At 50.2% G+C, this 21,693-nt stretch carries 18 protein-coding genes; 11 read left to right on the forward strand and 7 right to left on the reverse strand.

The window, feature by feature from the left end:
• Positions 1–54 precede the first annotated feature (54 nt).
• From ACJJIV_RS15555 to can, 4 genes are all read right to left on the reverse strand, one after another.
• On the reverse strand, positions 55–786 hold the full coding sequence (locus ACJJIV_RS15555; protein WP_444889558.1) for a glycerophosphodiester phosphodiesterase: 732 nt from the start codon (positions 784–786) through the stop codon (positions 55–57).
• 179 nt (positions 787–965) lie between these two features.
• Positions 966–1,478 (reverse strand): flavin reductase family protein, encoded by a 513-nt coding sequence (locus ACJJIV_RS15560; protein ID WP_444889559.1) that lies wholly within the window; start codon positions 1,476–1,478, stop codon positions 966–968.
• Between the two features lie 105 nt (positions 1,479–1,583).
• A complete protein-coding gene (locus ACJJIV_RS15565) occupies positions 1,584–3,242 on the reverse strand; it encodes an FAD-dependent oxidoreductase (protein ID WP_444889560.1) in 1,659 nt (552 codons plus the stop codon).
• Positions 3,243–3,327: 85 nt separating this feature from the next.
• Positions 3,328–3,984: a carbonate dehydratase gene (can, locus tag ACJJIV_RS15570; protein WP_252083105.1), complete on the reverse strand. Its 657-nt coding sequence runs from the start codon at positions 3,982–3,984 to the stop codon at positions 3,328–3,330.
• 136 nt (positions 3,985–4,120) lie between these two features.
• Between can and ACJJIV_RS15575 the strand changes: the two genes are divergently transcribed.
• On the forward strand, positions 4,121–4,342 hold the full coding sequence (locus ACJJIV_RS15575; protein WP_444883952.1) for a hypothetical protein: 222 nt from the start codon (positions 4,121–4,123) through the stop codon (positions 4,340–4,342).
• A gap of 163 nt (positions 4,343–4,505) precedes the next feature.
• Positions 4,506–5,015, forward strand: coding sequence for a GNAT family N-acetyltransferase (locus ACJJIV_RS15580; protein ID WP_444883953.1), 510 nt, complete (start codon positions 4,506–4,508; stop codon positions 5,013–5,015).
• 51 nt (positions 5,016–5,066) lie between these two features.
• Here ACJJIV_RS15580 and ACJJIV_RS15585 read toward each other — a convergent pair whose 3' ends face one another.
• A complete protein-coding gene (locus ACJJIV_RS15585; RefSeq protein WP_444889561.1) occupies positions 5,067–6,287 on the reverse strand; it encodes an MFS transporter in 1,221 nt (406 codons plus the stop codon).
• Between the two features lie 177 nt (positions 6,288–6,464).
• Here ACJJIV_RS15585 and ACJJIV_RS15590 point away from each other — a divergent pair, with 177 nt between their 5' ends.
• Genes ACJJIV_RS15590 through ACJJIV_RS15605 form a run of 4 tightly spaced genes read left to right on the forward strand, consistent with a single transcriptional unit; the run spans position 6,465 to position 12,472 of the window.
• Positions 6,465–8,330 carry an IucA/IucC family protein gene (locus tag ACJJIV_RS15590; RefSeq protein WP_444889562.1) on the forward strand — a complete coding sequence of 622 codons (1,866 nt, stop codon included), beginning with the start codon at positions 6,465–6,467 and terminating at the stop codon, positions 8,328–8,330.
• Positions 8,331–8,364: 34 nt separating this feature from the next.
• Positions 8,365–9,345 carry a GNAT family N-acetyltransferase gene (locus ACJJIV_RS15595; protein WP_444889563.1) on the forward strand — a complete coding sequence of 327 codons (981 nt, stop codon included), beginning with the start codon at positions 8,365–8,367 and terminating at the stop codon, positions 9,343–9,345.
• The gene (locus ACJJIV_RS15600; protein WP_444889564.1) at positions 9,342–11,156 is read left to right on the forward strand and encodes an IucA/IucC family protein; all 1,815 of its coding nucleotides are present in this window, start codon (positions 9,342–9,344) and stop codon (positions 11,154–11,156) included. Before ACJJIV_RS15595 ends, ACJJIV_RS15600 begins: the two co-directional genes overlap by 4 nt.
• A gap of 2 nt (positions 11,157–11,158) precedes the next feature.
• Positions 11,159–12,472: a lysine N(6)-hydroxylase/L-ornithine N(5)-oxygenase family protein gene (locus ACJJIV_RS15605; RefSeq protein ID WP_444889565.1), complete on the forward strand. Its 1,314-nt coding sequence runs from the start codon at positions 11,159–11,161 to the stop codon at positions 12,470–12,472.
• A gap of 104 nt (positions 12,473–12,576) precedes the next feature.
• Here ACJJIV_RS15605 and ACJJIV_RS15610 read toward each other — a convergent pair whose 3' ends face one another.
• Positions 12,577–13,515, reverse strand: a complete 939-nt coding sequence (locus ACJJIV_RS15610; RefSeq protein ID WP_252083097.1) for a hypothetical protein — start codon at positions 13,513–13,515, stop codon at positions 12,577–12,579.
• A gap of 621 nt (positions 13,516–14,136) precedes the next feature.
• Here ACJJIV_RS15610 and ACJJIV_RS15615 point away from each other — a divergent pair.
• From ACJJIV_RS15615 to ACJJIV_RS15635, 5 genes are all read left to right on the forward strand, one after another.
• Positions 14,137–14,862 (forward strand): hypothetical protein, encoded by a 726-nt coding sequence (locus ACJJIV_RS15615; RefSeq protein ID WP_444889566.1) that lies wholly within the window; start codon positions 14,137–14,139, stop codon positions 14,860–14,862.
• 309 nt (positions 14,863–15,171) lie between these two features.
• On the forward strand, positions 15,172–16,287 hold the full coding sequence (locus ACJJIV_RS15620; RefSeq protein ID WP_444889567.1) for a phospholipase A: 1,116 nt from the start codon (positions 15,172–15,174) through the stop codon (positions 16,285–16,287).
• A gap of 33 nt (positions 16,288–16,320) precedes the next feature.
• Positions 16,321–16,725 carry an NUDIX hydrolase gene (locus ACJJIV_RS15625; protein WP_252083094.1) on the forward strand — a complete coding sequence of 135 codons (405 nt, stop codon included), beginning with the start codon at positions 16,321–16,323 and terminating at the stop codon, positions 16,723–16,725.
• 227 nt (positions 16,726–16,952) lie between these two features.
• Positions 16,953–19,016, forward strand: a complete 2,064-nt coding sequence (locus tag ACJJIV_RS15630) for an aminotransferase class I/II-fold pyridoxal phosphate-dependent enzyme (protein ID WP_444887032.1) — start codon at positions 16,953–16,955, stop codon at positions 19,014–19,016.
• Between the two features lie 32 nt (positions 19,017–19,048).
• Positions 19,049–19,789 (forward strand): SDR family NAD(P)-dependent oxidoreductase, encoded by a 741-nt coding sequence (locus tag ACJJIV_RS15635; protein ID WP_444889568.1) that lies wholly within the window; start codon positions 19,049–19,051, stop codon positions 19,787–19,789.
• Between the two features lie 4 nt (positions 19,790–19,793).
• Here the strand turns inward: ACJJIV_RS15635 and ACJJIV_RS15640 are convergent, their stop codons facing one another.
• Positions 19,794–21,554 carry a hemopexin repeat-containing protein gene (locus ACJJIV_RS15640; RefSeq protein ID WP_444889569.1) on the reverse strand — a complete coding sequence of 587 codons (1,761 nt, stop codon included), beginning with the start codon at positions 21,552–21,554 and terminating at the stop codon, positions 19,794–19,796.
• Positions 21,555–21,693 lie beyond the last annotated feature (139 nt).

Raw genomic sequence — 21,693 nt, forward strand, 5'->3', positions numbered from 1 at the left:
AAAAAACCCGGTATTTGCCGGGTTTTTTATTCATGGGCTAATCTCTATGAAGACTCAGATCGATTTTCCACCCGTAAGAACCTGCATATTGAAGTCCAGTACTATCTTTGGTTGATCAGTAAAAACACCGTCCACACCTTGTGAGGCTAGGAGTATCAGGTCATCAGGGCTGTTAACCGTGAAGACATAGTTTTTTAAGCCTCTCTGTTTTGCATCGGCAATCAAATCAGCACTGATAAAATCCAAGCTGGTATGCAGGGAATAAGCCTTCAAAGGCACTGTGCTCGCGGCTAAGTCGAGGGGAATACCACTGAATAAAACTCCGCGGCGCACATTGGGTATCAGTTGTAAGCACTCGTGGAGCTGTCGGTGATCAAAAGAGGAAACAATATATTGATCAAAGCTTACGCCCTTGTCGCTGACAAATGTTTGTATTTCTTTGGCTACTAGGGCAGCTGAATTTGGACCCTTGATCTCTATATTGAGTTGGGCGTTACTACCGATTAACTCCAGTACTTCACGCAGGGTTGGAATCTTATTACCGCAGGGTAGGGGACGTTGGCGCAGGGCGTCTGGGTGTAGATCAGTTATTAGCTCGTTGCCGGAAAGTAGTCTACCCAGGCGCCTATCGTGTGTTACCAAGAGTTGCCCACCAATATTCCAGACATCGATTTCAATACCATCAACATCCAACGCCAATGCTTGGCTGATGGCCTGTAAAGTGTTTTCACTGGCCTGGCGTTGGTACCCCCGGTGGGCAAAACAGAAAAGTGTGCTTGGGCCCATTGTTGCTTAACTCCCCCCGATAATTTTTAAAAGCTTATTATTAAATGATGAGGCAAGGGTGATTTAAGTCTATCGGTTGTTAACCCAGTCAGACAGGCAAATACCTTTATAGGTTTGGAAAATTTAAAAGGGGGCAGAGTGCCCCCTTAAAAGTCTTGATGGTGGAGCCTATGGGTTTTTTATTCTCCAGACAAGGCGCGGTAGCGTCCGCGGTGGAATATTAGGGGTTCGCCGCCGAAAGCACTGAACTCCAAAACTTCTCCCAGCAGGATGGTGTGATCCCCACCTTCAATACACTGGACACGGCGACAGTGGAAATAGGCGGCGCACTCTTTCAGGCGAGGTATTCCATCTGGGCCCTCGCTCCACTGAATCTGCCCAAACTTATCGGCACCGCGACCGGCAAACAGGTTGGAAACGTGTTGCTGATCTGCGCGCAGTACGTGTACTGCAAAGTGTTCGCGGCTGGTGAAGGCCTCGTAGCCCAGTGATTGTTTGTCGATACTCCATAGAACTAGTGCGGGGTCCAGAGATACTGAATTAAAGCTGTTGGCGGTCATCCCCGCAGGCTGTCCCTCAGAGTCCTGCGTGGTAATAACGGTGACCCCAGTAGCGAACTGGCCCAGAGTATCGCGCAGCAGGCGACTTTGCTGGGGGGAGGGACTGATAATGGAGCTTCTTTCTGTCGACATACGATGGTTGCTTGTACAAAAACTGTGCTAGCCAGCCATTTTACGGCAAAAGCGTACTGATTGCGCGTCTTGCCTCGCAAGCTAGTAAAAGAAGCTCGAATATCGTTATTCGAAAGACTTATTGTCCATAAGCGGCATGCACTCACTCATCAGTCGCTCCCTTTCTGTAATTGCGGCGCCAGTCAGTGCGAAACCGAGCAGTTCTCCCCTACTGTTGCGAAACTCGGCACAGACGCCTTTTGTGTCTTGAGATACTTGCCAGCTGCCCTCGGCGCCTGGATGGGGAGGGCAGAGGGTTGTGGGGCGCAGGGTTGTTTTAACCGCAACCGGTATAACGCCGTAGTGTACGGGACTGGGATTACCGCTAAGGGTTTGAGCCAGGGCGCGGGCACAAGTCATTAGGGGAGCGACGTAAAACAGTTGGTGCCCCTCTACCTCCGCACAGTCGCCAATGGCAAATATATGCGGATTGTTACTCTGTAATTTCCGGTCTACGGCAATTCCCTGCTGAATTTTCAGTCCCGCAGTTTCAGCCAGGGCAGTATTAGCTTCAAGACCCAGTGCCGCCAGGGCGATATCTGCCACTAGCGTCTCACCGTTATCCAGCAGGGCTTCAATGCCTTTAGGATTCTGATTCAGGGAACGAATGGATTTTCCCAGATAAAAACGAACGCCACTGTTACTTAGGACTTCCTGGAGATCGCGACCGGCAGCTTCTGGCAAGAGAGAGGCGAGCGGCCACTCCTGAGGATCTACCACAGCCACTTCATATCCGGCTTGCACCAAATCATTGGCAAACTCACAACCAATCAGACCTGCACCGATCAGGAGGACCCGCTGGCAGCCAACGAGCGCGGTGCGAAAGCGGTGGTAGTCTGTCAGGTTGTTAATTCTAAATAGCCTTGCGTGGGCATTGCCCGCGATAGCCGGCAATTTGCGGCAGTGGGCACCAGTCGCCAATATCAACCTGTCGTAAGGAATATCTGTTACGTGGTTATCAACATCCTGCTGCAACTGTAATGTTTTGCTGTGGGGGGAAATTGAAGTAACACGGGTATGTACGAGAATCTGTGCGTCCAATTTACGCGCCATTTCTTCGGCACTGGTTTGGCATAACTGCTGGGCTGTTTTTCCATGGGAAAGGGAGGCTGATAGAAGGGGTTTAGAGTAAAAGGCCCCGTCATCACTGGAAATCAGAACCAGGGGGGTTACAGAATCGAGCTTGCGAAACTCCAAGGCTAGGTGATAGCCGGCCAGGCCTGTGCCGACAATCACTAGTGGGGCTTGATTCTCGTTGGAGACTTCACCGCCACTTAGCTCAGTGTCATTTTCTATAGGTTTTGATGCCGGAGTCACCAGCACCATGTCGAAGTCTTCCTTACCCACTCCGCATTGCGGGCAGCTCCAGTCCTCGGGGATATCCTCCCAGCGGGTGCCGGGAGCAATGCCTTCCTCTGGACACCCCCTGGCTTCGTCGTAGACCCACCCGCACACCATGCACTCCCAGAGGCGAAAAGTAGCTGTGCCCTGATGAGTTGGTAACGGGGAGTCAAGCTCGGTATCAAGTGGAGAAGGGGGGGGTTCTTTTTTATCCAACTCACACATTGCAAAGTCTTGCTTGTGTGCTCCGCACTGGGGACAGCACCAGTCTTCGGGGATATCTTCCCAACGGGTACCAGGGGCTATCCCATCCTCAGGCCAGCCCTTGGCTTCATCGTAGATCCAGCCGCAGATTTGACATTCCCACTGGCGATAGTCTGGCATGGTGCCCCCGTGCTAGCTAGACAGTAGCCGGCTGTAGGGCAACCGGCTTTAGGGCAAATATAAGGGAGATCGTCGGAGGGTGCTGCTAATCGTGTTTGCCTTGGGAAATATTTGTCAGAGCATTTTGATAGACGTCTGCAATCTCTCCTGGGTGGCGAATGGAAATCCCCAAATCGTGTACGAGCCCGTCTTTTAGCCCGTAGACCCAACCGTTAATGGAGAGTGACTGACCTGAGCGCCATGCGTCGCGTACTATTGTCGTTTGGCAAATATGGATTACTTGCTCCAAGACATTGAGCTCGCACAGTAGGTCTGTACGCTGTTGTTCCTGGAATAAGTCAACCAGAGTGTGGTGCTTGTCGCGAACATCTTGGATATGGCGCAGCCAGTTATCAATTAGACCAAGCTGTTCGTTGTGTAGTGCCGCCTGTACGCCACCACAGCCGTAATGCCCACACACGATAATATGCTTGACCTTCAAAATCTCTACCGCGTACTGCAAAACGGATAAGCAGTTGAGGTCAGAATGCACCACCACATTGGCGACATTGCGGTGTACGAACAGCTCACCGGGTAAAAGCCCGACAATTTCATTCGCGGGCACACGGCTGTCTGCGCAGCCAATCCAAAGGTATTCCGGTGACTGCTGCTTTGAAAGCTTTAAGAAAAAGTCCGGGTTGTCCTTGTGGGTGGCCTCGGACCAGTTCTGATTATTTTTTAATAGATGATCTAGCGGGTGCAATGGGTTTGTATCCTGATATGACTAATTGGACATAATGTTGGGAGGATAGCGGCTTTATTCCTGCGGGCCAAGAGGGTATGGGCTAACCTGAAAGATGACTATTTTTTAGCATTGGGTCTCAATTTAAGGAGAAATGATGGCGAGAAGGAATCACTCCGGTCCCGGTAGGCGACAGCGCACATCCTTGCGCTCTGGATTTGCTGATCGGCACCGTTTGCGTATGCGCCAGCTACAGGCGCGGCGGACTCGGCTGCGTGGATACACCTCTAACTCTGATGAAGAGGAAGGAGCTATTGAACCAATGAATGGTGGAGAGGACCCCTTTAGTCGAGAACTGGAAAGGGAGCCCTTGGCTTGAGTTTTGCTGTTTCCGATAAATTAACCAGGAAATGAAAAGAGCGCTTAAAAGCGGTATGGATTTTATTTGACAGTAATAATCGTCAAATTAGCAAAAGTTTGTTTACATACTCGCTTTTCAATACTTTTGCATTTCCCAGGTGGAAAAAGTCGGAGGAATAATAATGGCCTTGGTTACCCCGGAGACTTCCAGCGCATTGCGTGTGGTTTTGGCGAATTATACGGACTGCCATCAGGCTGAGGATATTATCCATTTAATGGATGAGTACTCCCGCCATCCTTTTGGTGGAGGGGGGCCATTGCCAGAGCCTTGTCGCAATGAGCTGGTGTCTAAATTGGCAAATTTTCCCGGTGCTTTCAGCGTGCTCGCCTATGGCGATAATGAGGCCTTGGGTTTGGTTAATTGTTTCACCGGTTTTTCCACATTTTCCTGTATGCCGCTGATTAATATTCACGATGTTATCGTCAGTGAGCGCGCCCGGGGGCAGGGCGTTTGCGCTGCCATGATGGACTTTGTGGCGTTAGAGGCAAAAAAGAGAGGGGGCTGTAAGCTGACTATGGAAGTACTGGAAAAAAACTTTGCCGCGAAGAATGCCTATCGCAAGTCGGGGTTCAAGCCTTATACGCTGGATGAAGAGTTTGGGCAGGCCGAATTCTGGCAGCGGTATCTCTGAATCTTCAGGGGTGGCACAGGCCACCCTTTTTCAAATTAAGCAATAACTTTGTTACCTGGCAGTGTATTGGGTCTGTCCCACTTTCTTTTTCTTGCTGATTATGCTGCTGAGTAGTGCAAAAAGCGCGATAAGTGAGACGCTGACCAGTAATCCCAATAAGGGTTGCTGCGGATCCCTTTCATAAAGCCAGCCACCGATGGCAAAACCGATAGTGTAACCGCCGGTGTGCATCAGTGATAGAAATCCAAATAGCCGGCCACCGCGTCGATTCGCTTGGCTCAAAAGTGCGCTGTAGCCCGGTACCAAAAAGGCAATCCCCACCACAAAGATCAGCAGGCCGGCAGCTGCGAGCAGGCTGCCTAGGGTACTGGAGAGTAAGATGGTGCCTGTGCATAGGGAGCTTACGCCCAACATAAAACTCATCTGCGGCACCTTGAGTTTGCGCACCAGACCAATCTGAACCAGGAACCCACAAATCGCCACTGCAGCCAACAATACGGCAGTAGCTGATGAGGCGCCCATGGCGCTGAGACCGTAGAGATCTTTAAGAGCAGGTCCCATGACAACCTGCAGCTGACCAACACTAACGGTACCGAGCAGAGCGGTGGCAAAAAGGGCCAGAGCACCAGGAGGGAGGGAGGAATTTCCAGAGGATTCTGTTTCTGCAATATGGCTCTTTCCCTTCGGCAGACCGGCGGTTAAAACGAGGGTGATGAATGGTAGCAATATCAGCCACGCCAGAGGCCAAAGAGCGCCAGCGAGGAGAGCCGGCAAGGCAAGTAGTGGCCCGAGTCCTCGTCCCAGATTAGCCGCCGCACTCAAGCCTGAAAGAATTGATAAACGCTTTTCCGGCTCCCCCAGGTCAATAGCCCAAGCCTGGCAACAGGGGTAGATGGCTGCAGCGTTCAACCCATAAATGACACGACTGATTGCCAGAGCTATTAGGGCATTACTTTCCGCCAGGTACCCCTGGGACATGGCCACCAACAGGGCCACAAAGAGGCACTGGGCCAGCAGTGCTCCAGTCAGCCCTGCGAGTAGTACTGGCTTGCGGCCAACCCTGTCCCCCATTTCACCCCAGAGTGGTCCGGCAATCATCAGGCAAAAAGTACCCAGGGCCACTAACCCCCCGATGCTGGCCAGACTCAGTCCACAGCGCTCAACGATGAGTGGAATTTGAGTCAGTAGAACAACCTGGGCAGCTCCCTGGCTGGCCACCACCATATTGATTTTACGCAGGTGATGTTTGGGGTGATTCAGGGATCTCCGCATCCGGGACTCCACAACAAATTCATAAAAAATCACAGGAAAACGCGACCCTTTCCTGTGCAAGAGTTCACAGCCAGATAATTTCTCTGGCAATGGGCTTGAAGTGCGAGAAATTTACCTGCATCATAAGGCTAATGCAAACCATTCTCACTTAGATTTAGCCGATAAAGAATCACCACCATGAATAATCCTCAATCCGATGCAGCCAGCACTGGCGGCGTCGACGGCGATGCTTTTGCTCAAAATCCAGTTATGACCGCCGGGGATACGGAGGTCAATATGGCTGCGGAAAGAATGTCAGCCAACTGCTTCTTCAATGCGCTACTGCGGGAGACAGATAGCGGTATTTGGCACGAACGAGCTGGCGAGCAACTTCCACAAGGGATCAGTGTACCGGCGGTGCATATTCCTCTACCGGCCAGTGGTGCCGAACTCTGGCTGAGTGTCTCCTATCGCAGTGAGTGTGGCAGGCACCAGTTTACCCTGCCGATGATATTGCGTAACTCAGAGGGTGCCAGCAAAACTATTGGGTTTGCCGATGCGGCGCAGCAGGTTGCACAGGAGCCTGCTTTTTTCCCTGGCGCCACAGCAGAATCCAGAGCGCAATTTACTTGCAGGGTCTCGGCCAGCGTGAAAAATATGGCTCAGGCACTGAATGCTCGTCACGCAGATACAGAGAAACTATTTACTCAGCCCCTCACTTTTGTCGAGTCGGAACAGGCACTTTTATGCGGACACTCTATCCATCCGACTCCTAAAAGCCGCGATCCATTTACCGATAAGGATGCCGAATGTTACGCCCCGGAATTTGGCAATAGTTTTGCCCTGATGTGGCTGGGGGTGGACCCACAATATTTGCTTGGAGCCAGTGGGGCGGAAATTAGCGAGGCGCAGTTTGCCGATCTGGTGCGTGCAACGGATGGTGCTCCGGTGGCACCGAAAGGATTTATTGCTATCCCGGCACATCCCTGGCAGTGGCGTCAGCTAGGGCAAGACCCACGTGTGGCCGAATTACTTGAGAGTGGAAAAATTATTGAGTTGGGTGAGGGCAGGGAACCGTGGCGGGCAACCTCTTCACTGCGCGCAATTTACAGCGCTCAAAGCCCTTATATGCTCAAGTTTTCTCTCAGCCTGAGGCTGACTAATTCGGTGCGTACTCTGCAACCAAAAGAAATGGTGCGTGGTCTCGAAGTCTTAAAAGTAAGAGATACGCCTCTGGGGCAGGAGTTTGCCAGCCGCTACCCGCGCTTCCAGGTGTTGGCGGAACCGGCCTACCTGATGCTTGCCGATAGTAGAGGTGAGCAGATTATAGAAAGCCTGGTTATGTTTCGGGAAAATCCTTTCTTGGAAACAGCCGCAAAAAATACCTGCCTGTTGGCAACATTGACTCAGGATCATCCTAATGGTGCTCCCTGCCGGGCTGCGCAATTGGTACAGCGCCTCGCGGGAGAGGAAAATATTTCCATTGAGGCTGCTAGCAAACGCTGGTTTAAGGCTTTTCTCGATGCAGTTATTGAGCCCTTGCTAATTGCCCAAGCCGATTTTGGAATTTTATTTGGCGCCCATCAACAAAATCTGATTTTGAGCTTCGAGGGTGATCTGCCTGTGGCTGGTTTCTTCAGAGATTGTCAAGGCAGTGGTTATAGTCGCCTGGGCGAGGAATTACTCAAACCTTATCTGCCTAATCTGGCCCAGGACAGTGAGAATGTCATTGACGAAGAAATGGCCAACCGCCTTTTTGTGTATTACCTGATCGTTAATAGCTGTTTTGGTTTGATCTGTGCGCTTTCCGCTGCAGGTTTAATTTCCGAGCAGGAGTTGTTGCGCCAGCTGCGCGAGCGCCTGCAATTGCTGTACGAAGGCCAGCGACGTGACTTTAGCTGTTTGGCGTATTTGCTCAATGCCGATGAAATTTGGGCTAAGGGCAATTTTCAATGTGCGGTGATTGGTATGAATGAAACCACCACCGAAGACCCGCTTTCCATCTATCACACTATGGCGAACCCCCTGCGAACGGTAGTAGACGCTGAAGTTGCCGAAGCTTGATCACCGTGACGATAAAAATTGAAAGGAAAGAATTATGACCAGCTCAACAGCTGCGCTTGAAATATCTTTAGGGGAACAGGGTCAGCTTCCCGATGGGCGCTCTTGGCAAGTTGCTGTGGGAGGATATCGTTGCCAGTTAAATGGCGATAACTATTTTCAAATTGAATATGTTCCCGGACAGGAAATAGCAATTTTCATCCTGTCGTCTGGTGAAATTTCGTTAGAAGCGTTAGATCTCTGGTTCGACTGGCTTTTTGCGCTGAATCCAGCATTGCAAAATACGGATATTGTCGATGCGGATACTGTGGTAAGCCGATTTTCCCGCAGCAATTTTTATCAACGTACAGAGCTCTGGTATCGGGGTAACAATGCCGGTGAGTTTCCTTTGCAGTGGGTAGAGAATACGCAGGGAGTTCGCCACCCTCTCCGTGCGGAACCACCTAAAGGGGAAGTTTATCACCGTCATTTCCACGCGCTGGGAATAGATTTCAGTTTACGTCACCTGGATCCAGAGAAAGATTTGGAGCGCTTTACCAACTGGATGAACCAGGAGCGTGTAGCAAAATTTTGGGAAGAAGAAGGTGATAAAGAAAAGCAGAGACAGTTTATTGACTCTGTTATTCAAGATCCCCATAAGCATCCATTGATCGCCTGTATTGATGGTGAGCCCTTTGCCTATTTTGAAATTTATTGGGCGCTTGAAGATCGTATTGCACCTTACTATGACTGCCAGCCATTTGATCGCGGTGCACATATGTTGGTTGGCGACCAACGCTTCCTGGGAGGCCGTTTTGCTCAGGCTTGGTTTAATGGTGTTACCCATTTTATGTTTCTGGATGACGCTCGCACAGAAACTTTGGTTGGAGAGCCGCGCGCGGATAATCGCGCATTGCTTAAATACATCAACGGCACTTTTGGCTGGAAAAAAGTTAAAGAATTTGATTTTCCCCACAAAAGAGCTGCTTTGATTATGTGCAAGCGAGACGAATTCTTTCAGAGTATGGGGGGAATATGAGCGGCGATAAATATTGGAAGCAGGCGAATAGAAACCTGCTGGTGAAATCGCTGGCTGAGCTTTGTTATGAACAGGCTCTGACGGCAAAGTTAGAAACGGGTGCCCGTTACTTTGTGGAACTTGCTTCTGGTGTTATCTATCGTTTCCAAGCTCAGTTAACTGTGTGGGATTGGTTATTAATTGATGCGCAAAGTATTGAGCGGGAAGGTGATGGGCAAGTAATACCTGCGGATGACGCAGCACAGTTTTTTATTGATGCTGCTCTGGACCTTGAAGCCTCCCCCAGTACTTTGGGCAATTTATTACACGAACTGGCCAATACCCTGGTTGCGGATGTTACTTTGCTGCAAAAGCGTGAATCGCTCACAGCGCATACCCTAGGCACACTAGCTGATGAAAAATTGCAGTGCCTACTGGATGGGCATCCTAAGGCTATGGTGAATAAAGGCCGTATCGGTTGGGGCGCACAAGAGTTTAACGCCTATGGTACAGAGGCCGCTCAGGGGGTCAGGCTGTTATGGCTTGCTGTTCGCCGGGATCTCGCTGTGAGTGGCAATAGCGACCTGTGGGATTGGCCTCAGCTATTGGCAGAAAGCCTGAGTGAATCACAGTTACAGCAGCTGGACGATAAATGTCGTGAGAAAGGGGTTAACTGGCAAGAGTTTTTGCCCTTGCCGGTGCATCCATGGCAATGGCAGCATCATATTAGTCAGCATTATGCACAACAGATTTTTAGTGGTGACTTGGTTTTACTCGGTGAGTTTGGCGATGAATATTTGCCGCAGGTTTCACTACGTACCTTGTCCAACTTGAAGCGCCCGCAGGCTCTCCATGTGAAGTTGCCATTAACGGTATTGAATACTTCCTGCTACCGTGGAATTCCAGGCAAGTTTATGCGCTGCGGACCGGCGTTATCTGAATGGATGCAGTTACTCTGTGAGCGTGATGAGCAATTACAATCGCGGGGCACCGGTGTTCTTCAAGAAGTAGCTGGCCTGCATGTACCGCACTTACACCAAGAGTCGATAAAGGGCGCGCCCTATCGTTACCGTGAATTACTGGGAGCTACCTGGAGGCAGAGCCCGGCAAGCTTGTGTGCTGAGGGCGAGCGCCATCTTTTAATGGCCGCGTTATTACAGAAAGATAGCAGCGGTAAGTCTGTAATTTCTGCTCTGATTGAAGCCTCCGGCCTTTCAGTAGAAGCCTGGCTTGAGCAGCTATTCGACGCTACGGTGGTGCCTCTTTATCACCTGCTTAGCCGTTATGGCATAGGTTTGGTAGCTCACTCGCAAAACCTAACGCTGGTATTACGCGACAACAAAGTTGTTCGTGTTCTTCTGAAGGATTTCCAGGGAGATCTGCGTCTCGCTCAGGGTGATTTCCCTGATCGTGCGGACCTACCGGAATCGGCGGCACAAGTTCTCGATCAATTGCCTGCTAATTACATTATTCACGACCTGTTTACCGGTCACTTTGTCACAGTGCTGCGCTATCTGTCCGCCCAATTAATGACAGAGATTGGCCTAGAGGAAAGGAAATTCTACGGAGTCTTAGCCAAGGTCCTACGCCGATATCAAGAATCCGCACAGCGAGATAATGGCGGTATGGCGGAGCGTTTCCAGCAGTTTAATTTGTTCCGTCCCCATATCGAGCGCGTTTGTATTAATCGCGTGCGCCTGCGTCAAGGTTACGATGACAGCGCTGAACGCCCGGTCCCCATTGTCGGTGGAGACCTGACTAATCCCCTTTGGCTCGCAGAGCAAGAGTCACAGCAACACCAACCAGCAACCGCTTCCGCTTTAGAGGCATAATCATGAGCAATTTCCTAGATCTCGCCGGTATCGGAGCCGGTCCTTTTAATTTGGCTGTGGCCGCTCTAATGCGGGACACATCTTTGAGACATCGCTTTTTTGATGCTAAAGCGGAATTCTCTTGGCATCCTGGTTTAATGTTGCCGGGGGCTATGATGCAGACTTCTTACCTGAAAGACCTGGTAACGCCGGTTGATCCAACCAATCCCTGTAGCTTTATGGCGTACCTGGTAGAAAATAAACGTTTCTATGACTTTCTGCACGCAGAACAGCGTACCGTAACCCGTCGCGAGTTTGCCGATTACCTGGCGTGGGCTGCCCGTCGCTTGGACTCTATCCAAATGAGCAGCCGTGTACAGAGCGTGGTGGATAATGGGGAGTTTTTTGAGCTGGACGTGCACGGCCCTAATGGTTGCGAACAGGTACTCACCAAAAACCTGTGTGTTGCTGCGGGTAAAAAACCAAATATTCCAGAGTGCAGTCGCCCATTCCTGTCTGATAATTGCTTCCATGCGCTGGAAATTGCCCTGCGTAATCCGGATGTAAGTGGTAAGCGCGTCGCCGTGGTCGGTGGAGGCCAGACTGGTGCGGAAGTGGTTATTAATCTTTTGAGTAAACACTGGGGCCGCCCACAGCAGGTAACCTGGGTATCCCGCCGCAGCAATTATTTGCCATTGGATGAGACCCCCTTCACCAATGATTGGTTTACCCCAGAGTATGTCGACGTGTTCCGTCAGTTGAGCCCTCAGCGTCGTGAGGAAGTGGTTTCAGAGCAGAAGCTGGCTTCTGATGGTATATCTCCTGATACCCTCAAGGAACTTTACCAGTTGTTCTACCGTCTTGTGCACCTGGAAAAGGATGCTGAACGAGTAGCATTATTGCCCAATCGCGAACTGGTGGAGATGTCTCACCGCGGTGACTATCAACTGCAGCTGGAAAATCACTTGCTGGGTGAGGCAGATGGTACCGAGTGGGTTAATGCGGATATCGTTATTCTATGCACTGGCCTGTGTGAGGCTCTACCTCCTTGTCTGGCGCCTTTACAAGAGCGCATTGCACGCGATGCAGAGGGTCGCTTGCTGTTGGATGATGCTTTTGCGGCAAGACTTAGCGGCGATGAGAGTGGTCGACGTTTGTATTTCCTTGGTACTGGCCGGACAAGTCACGGCATTGCGGAGCCACAGCTGAGCTTATCGGCCTGGCGTGCGGCACAAGTAGTGAATGATTTACACGGTAATGCGCTCTATGACAATCAGCAAACCGGCAATTTTATGAAATGGATTACCCCGCAAGCTCAGCAGGCAGCGGTTGCTTAAATAGAGGGAAAAATCATGATCGACCTCCAGGTGTCCACCAATAAGGTCGATCATGGATATACAAGTTTTTGCAATCCTATCTATAGCCGAAGTGGCTGCCAGCCTTACTTGGTTACGTCAACAAAAATACCCATGTGGTCAGTGACAGCTGCAGCCATATTGACACCGTCAATATTGACTGCAGTACTCTGTGATAAGTAGTCCACATTTACGATATTGATAGTCGCAGTATTGTAAACCGCTACATCATATTTTTTACTGGCAGTACTATTGGTGCCAGAAAAACTGCGTTGATGGGAATCTGAGGGTGTTACCTCGCTTGCAGGGTGTGCGTCGTGAAAGATCATGTTTGTTGCCCGGCTTATTACTGAAGGGGTAAAACTGTTGCTGCCTTGGTTGGTATCTCCCATCACGAGGTCAATTGCACCGTGGCCCTGCTGCAACAGGTATTTATTAATATTCTGATAAAACAATGTTGCTTGCCCTTCACTCTTGGCAATGCTATTGGGGACATGCACAAATACAGCATTGACATTGCCTGTTTTCACCGCGATCCAGCCCATACCTGACCCCAGGACTTGGTGTTGGGTAGTTTTTGCGGCATGGACACTAAAACTGTTGCAGGCCTTGCCTGTGGAGCTTGATCCCACCAGCGCTCCGGCATGTTGCTGCATGGAGCTCCATTCGCTATTAGCCCCATCCATTTCACCATATACCAATAGATCGCAAGTTTTTCTTAGCGAGCGATAGAGATGTTGGTGAGTCTGTCGCGCCTTGCCCTCAACCATAGTGAGAAATTGGCTGTTGCTGTGTTGGCCCTTGGCCATATAACCCACAGGTGCCTGGGAGACCAGCTGGGCGGGGCCGTAAAGCGGAGTGTGGGGGTCCAGTCCTTTGGCGGTTGGCATTACCAAAAGCCAGGGACTTTGATTGGCGGCTTGGTGGTTATGGGTAACACGAGTGAAATGCTGGCTGTTGGAAGCACCAACATCATGATTGGTACTGGCGTTTGAATTTATGGATTGATAGGCAAAGGTTGGCATGTCGGTTACTCATTTTTATTGAATCTTCCAATGAATCACGAGGTTTAATACCTTTTGTTAATAATAAAAGCCAGATCTTTTTTGCGATTGTGGTCTTTTAGAGCAGGTGCTTGTCGCTGCATTTTGGCGTCAATTTTATTTTCCTGGCTGTGTTTTTGTAGGGTGATTAAAAGTTTTTATTTGCCCGAATTAATTTTCAGTTTATGTAAGGTGAATTGGTTTTAAATTCCGTGCTGGAGCAATGAATAATTTGCCTTAAAAATAAATGACTTGCGAATTTTTCGATCTGGATTTCACTTTTATTAAGCATTGTGTCTAACCGATAGGTGTTATCAAAGATTAACGAGTCGGATTTGTCAGTCGCTGTTTCTTTATTTTTCTTAATAACTAGTCTATGACAGCATGGAATAGTGCTAGTAAATGCTTGCCTTACTTGTTTTGATAGCGATGAGATATATCCATTTTTCTCCTCTTATTTCCGCTCAGAAATCCCCGTACAAGCGCATAAATATATAGTTAATTTTCGCGCCAAAGCCCGGGTGCTCAAGCCACCTTGTGCAATACTTTTTGGGTACTGAACCATCGGTCTGGTGCATGCAGTGAGCAGGGAGGAAATCTGTAATGCGTTTGAACTCAACCCTTGCACAAGGGCGTTATCATTACAGCTGTGACGGGCGTGAGATGCCTGTTCAAGATAGCTGGCAGTTGGGCTTTGATGCCTTTGGACGCCGCTCTCTGGTCAGCCAGAGACTGGTGGGTGATCGAGGCTTCGGCATAGAGGTCTTTGCGCTGCTAAATAATGGCTTGGTGAGTGAATGCCAAGTGAATTGGCGCGATGAGGTTGATGAGGTCAGTGCGCATTATCATTTGTGTTTCCCTGAAGGTCAGCCTCCCCGATTAGGAGATGAAATAGAGGCAAACTGGAGTGGACCTAACGGCCCTCAAGAGTTGCGTTTGGGGGGAGAAAACCGTCTGCTATTCCCTCTAATGCGCGTTTTTATGGGGCCGCTATTGAAAACACTGGTAAAACACCAAGCGGGTTTGGAAGTGGTTTCTCCAGATATTGTCGACCCCTCTCAACGAGGAAAACTATTGGCCCCGAGAGTAAGCCATCGCACGGCGCGAATTATGGCGGGTGATCAGGCTAGTCAGCGCTCTCAGGATCTGGGCCCAGATATCAGTGGTTATATTTATCAGGGGGACGAGGCTGAGCGGGATGCGCACTGTTATGTGGATAACCGCAGCCTATTAGTCGGTTATGATTGGCCTTCCAGTACCGGGCGTTTGTGGCAGGTTCGCCTCAGAGACCTGGAGTGGTCTCCTAGTCTCACCAGTCTCCTTTTTTAATTTTTATCTCGATATTGTGTTCACCGGACTTATGCCCTGTGAACACAACTGGTTTTATCAGTCTAGTGAATAATGATGATTATTTGACGCATCATTCACTCTGCCGGAGGCTTATAGCCTTTCCAGCCTGGTAAGAATTTCCTCAAAATATCTTTTCTCCCACATTTTGAACTTTTTGTGTCTGATGCACATCGTAGTCAACCGCCGGTAACAGGACTTTGAGAGAGTGCCGGGGGAATTTATACCGCGGGATTTTTTCAGTACCGCAGTGTAAGATTTCGTCACTTATGTGCTAATGGGGGAGCCATTTTGCCTTTATCCAAAACCAATTCGCGCTGGGGTATGCCGCTGGCGGTCATCTTATTTGTGACTTCACAGTTACCGCTTAATGTCGCTTTGGCAAGTATTGATGGTGAGACCGAAATAGAGCTTAAGGAGTTAGACACAACCCCGGAGCAACAACAGGAGCAGTGCTTGCACGAGCAGCTGCTGATTTCCTCCGCCGATACAACACTGAGGGATATTCGCCTGCTCTGTGCCGATCGGGTGAGAGCCCAGCTAGGTCTGGAGGAGGATTTCTTCGAAGTCGACCCTGTGGTGGAGGAGTACTCTGAGGAATTGCCTACGGATGAGGTCTTACTTGGTGGCCGGGCCCAGGCCATTCGCGATGCCGCCAGCAACCCCTTTACACTTGCCTCCCACAAGACCAACTACATATTGCCATTTACCTATAACCCAACTCCGGAGAAGGGGGGGCTCTCGGATTACGAAGGCGAAGGGAAAGACCTTGATAATATCGAGGTGCAATTCCAATTATCAGTACAAGTACCGGTATGGCGGGGTTTTCTTGGCAGCGCTTCATTTATGAGCGTGGCTTACACCAACCGGAGTTTTTGGCAAGCCTATAACTCTGATAACTCGGCACCATTTCGTGAGACCAACCACGAGCCAGAGCTGATTCTCACCTGGCTCAATAACTGGAGCCTGTTTGGCTGGCAGAATGTCGCTAACCAGATCGCTTTCAACCACCAGTCCAATGGACGCAGCGAACCCTTCTCCCGCAGTTGGAATCGGGTATACGCCAATTTTATTTTTGAGCGGGATAATTTCTCGGTTGGTATAAAGCCCTGGTATCGCCTCAAGGAGGATCGTGAGGATGATGACAATCCGGATATAGAGCATTATTTAGGGCACTTTGAGTTGGGTGGCCGCTACCGCGATGGCGATCACACCATAGCCGTTATGGTGCGCAATAACCTGCGCTCGGAAAATCACGGTGCGTTTGAACTGACCTGGGGTTTTCCCCTGGGGGACCGGGTGGATGGCTACATTCGCTACTTTAATGGTTACGGAGAAAGCCTGATTGACTACGATGAGTCAGTGCAGACTCTTGGCTTCGGCTTCACCCTGGCACAGGGGTTCTAACTCCTATTGGGCAAAGATTCAGGGATGGAATCGATGGGATTTGAAGATAGCTACCGGCTCAGTGCGCATGCGGTGATTACCAATGACTCTGGTGAGGTCCTGCAGCTGCTGGCGACCTATGCCAACCGCAGTTGGGGGTTACCCGGTGGTGCACTCGATCCCGGAGAGACCATTCACGAGGCTCTGCGGCGGGAGTGTCATGAAGAGTTAGGGCGTGAAGTGCGTATCGAATACTTGAGCGGCGTCTATTACCATAAGATCTACAACTCTCATGCATTCATATTCCGCGCCCACTTTACCGACAGAAGACATATCACCCTCTCTAGTGAGCACTCAGAGGTAGCTTATTTTCCCCTTGAGCGCCTCTCCGAAGTGCAACGGCAGAGGGTCAGGGACTGCCTCGAATTCGACGGCGTTGTTCGCAGCGCAAAGTTCTAACTTTACCCCCTTCTTTGGCAATAGATCTGGTCGGTCAGCACGCTTTTGGCGATTTTCGCCAAAAGCACTGACATCGCGGAATTCCCCGGTCCGCTCCATTAATATTTGCGTCCTGGTTTTTTACCCAAGAACTCCAGATTCTCCGCTTTTGCCGGGGGACTAAATAAAAGTTAATAAAATCAAATAGTTGAATAATTAAGGCAGCGGCCCTCAGCAAGTTGCGGGCTATGCTGGTGGATAAGAATATGGGTTTGGAAATGAAGATGCCTGAACTGGGCAACCTGAAGCACAGCGTACAGAAGCTGGAATGCCATGTCGCGCTAGTGAGCGCAGACAGCAAATTAGCGGGAGACTGGGTTAGCGCCCTCAATAACACCGCGACTCTGCATGAAAACCCCTTTGGCCTGGTGTTTGAGGCGGTGTTACCGGCAGATGTGGAACAACTGGCACTGGAGGAGTCTCGTCTTCAGGCGATTATCGTAGATGGTGGCACCGATACACAGGGGTTGGAAGCTGCCGATCTGCTTGCTGACCAGATACATGCACTTCGTTCTCAACTCAATATTTTTTTGGTGGCACAAAGTGATGTCGCCGGTGGTACTCCTCTTGCCGGTAAGAGTGGGGTCAAGTCACTGACCAACCTGCGCCGCCGCTTTGACGAGTTGTTTGATCGCCGAGAGGGCAATTTCAACCATATGTTCCGCCTGGTACAGGCGTTTATTGCCCGCCGCGCCTCCACGCCTTTTGCCGATACCCTGAAGGAATATGTATTCTCCGCACGTGACGCTTGGCATACTCCTGGTCACTCCGGTGGCGACAGCCTGCGCAACAGCCCCTGGGTAGGGGACTTTTACCGTTTTATGGGCGAGCATGTATTCAATACGGATTTGTCTGTTTCCGTACAGATACTCGACAGCCTGCTGGAACCGCACTCGGTAATTCAGGAAGCACAGGATCTTGCCGCCCAGGCGTTTGGTTCGCGCCATACCTTTTTCCTGACCAATGGCACTTCTACTGCTAACAAGGTAGTGATTCAGCAGATACTCGGTGGCGGCGGCAAGATTATCGTCGACCAGGCCTGCCACAAATCGGTTCACCATGCGATAGTGATGAATCGCTGTGAGCCGGTTTATCTGAAGTCGGTACTGCACCCTGAATTCGGCATTTATGGCCCGGTGAAGCGCTCGGATATCGAGGCGGCGCTTGATGAACATAGCGATGCGCGCTTATTGGTTATCACTTCCTGTACCTACGATGGTCTGCGCTACGATTTGAAACCTATTATCGATTATGCCCATGAGCGCGGTGTCAAGGTGCTGGTCGATGAGGCCTGGTTTGCCCACGGTTTCTTCCATCCAGAGCTGCGCCCGACCGCGCTCGAGTGTGGCGCCGACTATGTGACCCAGAGTACCCATAAGATGTTGTCGGCTTTCTCCCAGGCCAGCATGATTCATGTGCAGGACCCGGACTTCGACGAATTCCGTTTCCGCGAAAACCTGAACATGCATGCGTCTACCAGCCCGCAATACGCCATGATCGCCAGTCTCGATGTGGCGCGTAAGCAAATGGCGATGGAGGGTTATGGACGTCTCAAGCAGTGTCTGCAGATGGTGGAAACCCTTCGCCGTGCAGTCAATGAAACCGGAGTATTCCGAGCCCTGACCCGCGACGACCTGATTGCTGAGCCTCTAGCGGGTGACAATATCGGCCTGGACCCCACCAAGGTAACCATCGATATTTCCCGCAGCGGTTACTCGGGCAACGAGATGCAGATCAAGCTGTTTGATCAATACGGTATTCAAGTGGAAAAGACCACCTACAATACCATCACAGTACTGGTAACCCTGGGCAGTACTGAGAGTAAATTGTTGCGCTTGATTCATGCGCTGAAGCAGCTGGCGGGGAATACTCACAAGCGTATTCATGTCGGTACTCCGCGCCGCCTGCCTGAGTTTACCCGCTTCACCTGTCTGCCGGCGGATGCCTACTTTGCCGATACGGAAGAGTTGCCGTTGATGGACAATGGGGTGGACGCTACACAGAATCTTATCGGTCGCACCAGCGCCGATGAGATAGTGCCTTATCCGCCGGGCATCCCTGTTCTGGTACCTGGCCAGGAGATTTCTGAGCAGATAGTGCAGTACTTGCAGCAGTTGTTGCAGGGGCAGAATACTACGGAGATTCACGGCCTGATTTTCCGCTCAGATGAACCTATGCTGCGTGTAGTCAAGGAAGTCGCTGAGAAATCAGAAAACAAAGACAAAAAGTCCGGCGGCAAAAAGGCAAAATAAAGCCACACGAGCTATCCGGCATGGAGGCCGGTATGTTTGATCAACCAAGGATGGTATTACTGGCTGGTGCCTCGGGCGGTTTGGCTCGCGCGATCGGCGCCGAAATCGTTCGGCGCTATCCCGATATTACTTTGGTGACTTTGAGCCGTGGTACAGTAGATCGGGTACCTGGACACGCCGGCGAGCGTCGTCACCTGACAGTCTCTCTCGCGGACGAGCACTCTATCAGGGCTGTCGAGACTTTCCTTTCTGAATTTTCCTCTCCGCCTGACTGGGTAATTAACTGTTGTGGATTGTTGCACGATGAATTCCATGGCCCGGAAAAATCTCTAGCGCAATGTGAGGATGATTGGTTGATACAGTCTATGCGTATCAACCTCCTTACTCATATGCATCTGGCCCAGGCGCTGGATAGAAAATTACAACGCAAGCAGCCGCTGCTATGGGTATCCCTGTCTGCCAAGGTGGGTAGTATCGGCGATAATGAGTTGGGGGGCTGGTATAGCTATCGTATCAGCAAGGCGTCACTCAATATGTTGGTAAAAAACCTGTCTATTGAATGGGGGCGCCGATTGGAAAACAGTTGTGTGGTGGCCATTCATCCGGGCACTACGGATACAGCACTTTCCAAACCCTTCCAGGGTAATCTGGCGCCGGGAAAATTATACAGCCCGGCACTGAGTGCCCGGCGTATTGTGGATGTACTACAACAACTGGCGCCCGCCGATAGTGGTAATCTGTTTTTTTGGGATGGTAGCCGTTTGCCCTGGTAGTGAATCAGGGGGTCATCAAGCCTGGCCAGGTTTCATTATCTGTTGTTCTCGGATACCCACTGTATGCTTGATCAGATGTGATGGAGTAGCGTATATAGCGCTGGTTTTTGAGGAAAAAATATGCACGAAATGTGTTCCATTGGTGGGCTGCGGTAATCTCCGTAGCATAAGGACCGAGTCCTGGCCAATTGCTGTCATTGATAGGTTGGGGGTAGCCGCTGTCAAGTTGGTCTTCTTCCAGGTCGTAGCGTAAATAATTCCCGTCTTTGAGAAAGAAATAAACTTTGCTATTAGGCCATTTCAGGACAGCGCGAATTTTTGTCGCGTAGGTAGCCAAACCTGGCCAAGTAATGTTGTCCACCAATTTGGGATAGCCGGAATCGACCCGATCTTCATTGAGGTCATAGCGCAGGTAACGCCCGTCATTTAAGAAGAAATAGCCTTTGTCACTGTTGGCTTTAAATGCAGCAACAATCAGGTGGGCATAGTCGCCCAAGCCAGGCCATGTACTGTTATTGGTTGTGCGCGGATAACCGCTAGAGGCTTTGTCCAGGGTTTTATTGTAGCGTACATATTGATCGTCACCGCGAAAATAGTAAGCACGTGCACTGCCCCAGTCCAGGCCAGCAGTAATTTCCAGGGCCGATTTACGCAAAGCAACTGGGGTATCGTTATGTACGAATACATAGTCCAGGACTCCCTGTGCTTCTGTATAGTCGGTCCAGCTTTGTGAGCTAGCGTCGACGACATCAATGAACTGGTCATTCTGGTGAATCTCCACGGGTCCGCTATCTATGGAATACCATTTAATTGTCTTATTGTCAGCAGCCATCATTTTACGTATTCCAGGGCTGCCAATCAGTGGGTTACCATCCAGCTTCCAATTCGTTTGCAGCTCAATATCCATAAAACGCAACACCGTTGGTGCAATGGAGGTTTGGGCTGCATAGCCATAAATTCCATTGAAATCTCCATTGTGGATATCTCCAATAAACTCGCTGTGCTCAGCATTTAACGGCAAATTACTGCCAATAAAAATTGTTTTCTCGCTGGCAGTTTGTGCCCCATGCCCGCAGCCGCGAGAATCACGGCCGTGGTCTGTAGTTACAAGCACTAACCATTCTTCACCTTTTGCAATACGTGTATCTACGGCATCTAACAGAGCGCCCAGCTGAGTGTCGCTTGTGCGAATGCTTTCGTTATAGTGATTGCCAAAACAGGAGCTGTGACCGACACCATCGGGGTCATCCAGGTGCAGGAAAAGGAAATCCACATGACCTGAGGATATTTCCTGCACGCCGCGTGTGGTGACATCCGCATCGGAGAGGCCACTTAAAACCAGGTTAGCCTGTGCCAGGTCGGTAGTAAAAAAGTTGGTATTTATAGGACTCCAATGGGATATGCTGCCCACCCAAAGGCTATTATCAGCCTCCTTTATCCGTTTGAACAAACTGGGGAATTCTGCATTTGCCAGGCCTGAGTCATTGGACGTGACTTGGTGCTTGTCAACCCAAACTCCTGTAAGGATAGTGGACCAGCCGGGGCCACTTTTAGTGTCCTGTTGACTTTGAGAGCCACTGATACCACCGGTATAAGCCCTGTGTAGAATTAATCGATCATAATTGGGGGTGTCTATATCCTTGAGCTTTTCGTACTGCAGCCCATCAACGCCAATTAGAAGTACCTTTTTATTATTCTGGGCAAAAACGAATTGGTTACTGGAAACAAACGAAATTAACAACAGGCAGGAGATAAGTGTCTTCATATCGAATATCCCGTATTTTCAATGGTTTTCTGGTCTAGACCAGTAATGATAGAATAGACGATAGCTATTAAATCCCAATGAAGGGATTTTTACAGCGATACTGCAAAGAAAAGACAGCTATTTAAAAGCTAACAACTAA

The sequence above is a fragment of the Microbulbifer mixtoriginis (SeqCode) genome, from assembly GCF_052466765.1.

Coding starts and splice junctions, on each gene's coding strand:
- ACJJIV_RS15555 (WP_444889558.1), bottom strand. CDS start 786: ATGGGCCCAAGCACACTTTTCTGTTTTGCCCACCGGGGGTACCAACGC.
- ACJJIV_RS15560 (WP_444889559.1), bottom strand. CDS start 1,478: ATGTCGACAGAAAGAAGCTCCATTATCAGTCCCTCCCCCCAGCAAAGT.
- ACJJIV_RS15565 (WP_444889560.1), bottom strand. CDS start 3,242: ATGCCAGACTATCGCCAGTGGGAATGTCAAATCTGCGGCTGGATCTAC.
- ACJJIV_RS15575 (WP_444883952.1), top strand. CDS start 4,121: ATGGCGAGAAGGAATCACTCCGGTCCCGGTAGGCGACAGCGCACATCC.
- ACJJIV_RS15580 (WP_444883953.1), top strand. CDS start 4,506: ATGGCCTTGGTTACCCCGGAGACTTCCAGCGCATTGCGTGTGGTTTTG.
- ACJJIV_RS15585 (WP_444889561.1), bottom strand. CDS start 6,287: ATGCGGAGATCCCTGAATCACCCCAAACATCACCTGCGTAAAATCAAT.
- ACJJIV_RS15590 (WP_444889562.1), top strand. CDS start 6,465: ATGAATAATCCTCAATCCGATGCAGCCAGCACTGGCGGCGTCGACGGC.
- ACJJIV_RS15595 (WP_444889563.1), top strand. CDS start 8,365: ATGACCAGCTCAACAGCTGCGCTTGAAATATCTTTAGGGGAACAGGGT.
- ACJJIV_RS15600 (WP_444889564.1), top strand. CDS start 9,342: ATGAGCGGCGATAAATATTGGAAGCAGGCGAATAGAAACCTGCTGGTG.
- ACJJIV_RS15605 (WP_444889565.1), top strand. CDS start 11,159: ATGAGCAATTTCCTAGATCTCGCCGGTATCGGAGCCGGTCCTTTTAAT.
- ACJJIV_RS15610 (WP_252083097.1), bottom strand. CDS start 13,515: ATGCCAACCTTTGCCTATCAATCCATAAATTCAAACGCCAGTACCAAT.
- ACJJIV_RS15615 (WP_444889566.1), top strand. CDS start 14,137: ATGCGTTTGAACTCAACCCTTGCACAAGGGCGTTATCATTACAGCTGT.
- ACJJIV_RS15625 (WP_252083094.1), top strand. CDS start 16,321: ATGGGATTTGAAGATAGCTACCGGCTCAGTGCGCATGCGGTGATTACC.
- ACJJIV_RS15630 (WP_444887032.1), top strand. CDS start 16,953: ATGCTGGTGGATAAGAATATGGGTTTGGAAATGAAGATGCCTGAACTG.
- ACJJIV_RS15635 (WP_444889568.1), top strand. CDS start 19,049: ATGTTTGATCAACCAAGGATGGTATTACTGGCTGGTGCCTCGGGCGGT.
- ACJJIV_RS15640 (WP_444889569.1), bottom strand. CDS start 21,554: ATGAAGACACTTATCTCCTGCCTGTTGTTAATTTCGTTTGTTTCCAGT.